Origin of the sequence: Paraglaciecola chathamensis S18K6 (assembly GCA_000314955.1) — a bacterium.
Lineage (GTDB): Bacteria > Pseudomonadota > Gammaproteobacteria > Enterobacterales > Alteromonadaceae > Paraglaciecola > Paraglaciecola chathamensis.
In genome coordinates this window covers 1-2,582 of record BAEM01000039.1, presented here as the reverse complement: position 1 = coordinate 2,582, position 2,582 = coordinate 1, and the positions used below count along the sequence as shown (strand labels likewise).

The window sequence follows — 2,582 nt, the reverse complement described above, 5'->3', positions numbered from 1 at the left end:
CGGCACTTATTCAGGTACCCCCGCCAATGCGTTAGCAGAAGGTGAGTTTACTGTGGTAACACAAGTGACTGATGAAGCGGGCAATACGACCTCTACTACTTCAACCGGCAGTGTGGATACCACAGCGCCGACTGTGACTGATACTACAACACCTAATAATAATACTGACACCCCTATAATTACTGGTAACACCAATGCCGAGCCGGGCAGTGAGGTAACCATTACAGTAACTGATGCCAATGGCGATAGTCAGGTGATCAATGCTGTGGTGCAAGAAGACGGCACTTATTCAGGTAGTCCCGCCAATGCGTTAGCAGAAGGTGAGTTCACTGTGGTCACCCAGGTGACTGATGAAGCGGGTAACACCAGCACTCAAACGACTACTGGTAGCGTAGATACACAAGCACCGAATATCTCTGTTGATGCGCCGGATAACAGTAACGATGCTACCCCAACGATTACAGGCACAACAGATGCTCCCGTCAATGCTACGGTTAGTTTGACCGTGACTGGGAGCGATGGAGCGATACAAACATTAAGTGCAAGTGTGCAAGCAAACGGTACGTATAGCGCTGAAGTGCCTGTTGATTTAGCCGAGGGTAGTTATACCGTTGAAGCCAGCGTCGCAGATGCTGCGGGCAATGAAGCAAACGCCAGTGATACGGGGAATATCGACACAGCTGCGCCATTACTAACGATAAATACACCAGATGTTTCGAATGACGATACCCCTATTATTTCTGGAACTACTGATAACGCCCCTGGTACAGAGGTTAACCTAGTCGTTACCGACAGTGACGGTGTATCGCAGACACTTGTTGCTTCTGTTCAATCTGACGGTACCTTTAGTATCGAGATCGCAACACCATTAGCCGATGGCCCTTATACACTAAGCGCATCTACAGAGGACGAAGCAGGGAATGTAACCAACGTTACTGCTAACTCAGAAGTAAACAGTGCATTGCCAAACTTAACTATTGATGCATTACCAAGTGGCAACGACGCGACGCCACTAATAAGTGGTAACACTGATGCTCCCGAGGGTTCGTCAGTAAATATAATCGTCACTGACGACAATGGCAGTATCCAGACTTTAAATACCAGTGTGCAAAACGACGGAAGTTTCAGCCTTGAAGTGCCTGTGGCGTTAGCTGATGGCGGGTATAGTGTTGAGGTGACTGTTAGCGACGGCTCAGGCAATCAAGCAAGTGTTTCTGGCACAGGTAACATTGATACTACTGCACCAACTTTAAGCGTAGATGCGCCAGATAACAGTAACGATGCCACTCCGACGATATCGGGAACAACGGATGCGCCGGTTAACTCTACTGTAAACCTGACGGTAATCGGTAGTAATGGAGCGATACAAACACTGACCGCGGAAGTACAAGCAAACGGCACTTTTATGGTTGATGTGCCTGTTGATTTAGCTGAAGGCAATTATACCGTAGCGGCCACCGTAGCAGATGAAGTAGGTAATGAAGCAAGCGCGAGTGATACGGGCAGCGTAGATACACAAGCACCGAATTTAACCGTAGATGCACCAGATAACAGTAGCGATGCTACCCCAACGATTACCGGAACAACAGATGCTCCCGTCAATGCTACGGTTAATTTGACCGTGACTGGGAGCGATGGAGCGGTACAAACATTAAGCGCAAGTGTGCAAGCAAACGGTACGTATAGCGCTGAAGTGCCTGTTGATTTAGCCGAGGGTAATTATTCTGTTGCGGCCACGGTAGCAGATGCGGCAGGTAATGAAGCTGATGCGAGTGATACCGGTAGTGTGGATACTCAAGCGCCAGTTTTAACCGTAGACGCACCTGATAATAGCAGTGATGCAACCCCGACGATCACGGGTACAACCAGTGAGCCCGAAAATTCAGTTATTTCTATATTAGTAACTGATGCTGATGGTATTGAACAAACATTAAGCGCGACAGTACAAAGCGGTGGTACTTATAGCATAGAAGTGCCAGCAGATTTAGCTGAAGGAAGCTATACCGCGCAAGCAAGCGTTACTGATACCGCTGGTAACCTATCTAGCGTAACAGACGTCGGTAGTGTCGATACTCTTTATCCGAACCTGACTGTTGTTGCACCGGATAACAGCAATGATGCGACGCCAACAATATCAGGTACAACAAACGCACCTGAAGGATCAACCGTTCAAGTGACCGTAACGGATAACGGTGGCAATGTCCAGGTGTTAACCACTCAAGTGCTTAATGATGGCACCTATTCGATAGATGTACCTGATGCGCTACCTGAAGGTAACTATAACGTTGAAGTAAACGTAAGTGATGAGGCGGGGAATCAAGCTACTATTAGCGACACAGGCAGTGTGGATACCGTTGCTCCGAGTATCTCAGTGGATGCGCCGGATAACAGCAGTGATGCGACGCCATCGATTACGGGAACAACGAGCACTGCGCCTGTGGGGGCGACGGTGACGATAACGGTGACAGGGAGTGATTCAGCGGTACAAAACCTCACGGCCACAGTGCAGCCAGATGGCAGTTTCCATGTGGATGTGCCGGTCGCACTTGAAGAAGGCAGTTACACGGTTGAAGCGACGGTGG

The 2,582-nt window shown here is 48.9% G+C and carries 1 protein-coding gene; it reads left to right on the top strand.

From position 1 onward, the window contains the following. Positions 1 to 2,582: beta strand repeat-containing protein (locus GCHA_RS14480; protein WP_039992572.1), on the top strand; the 2,582-nt coding region annotated here is incomplete at both ends.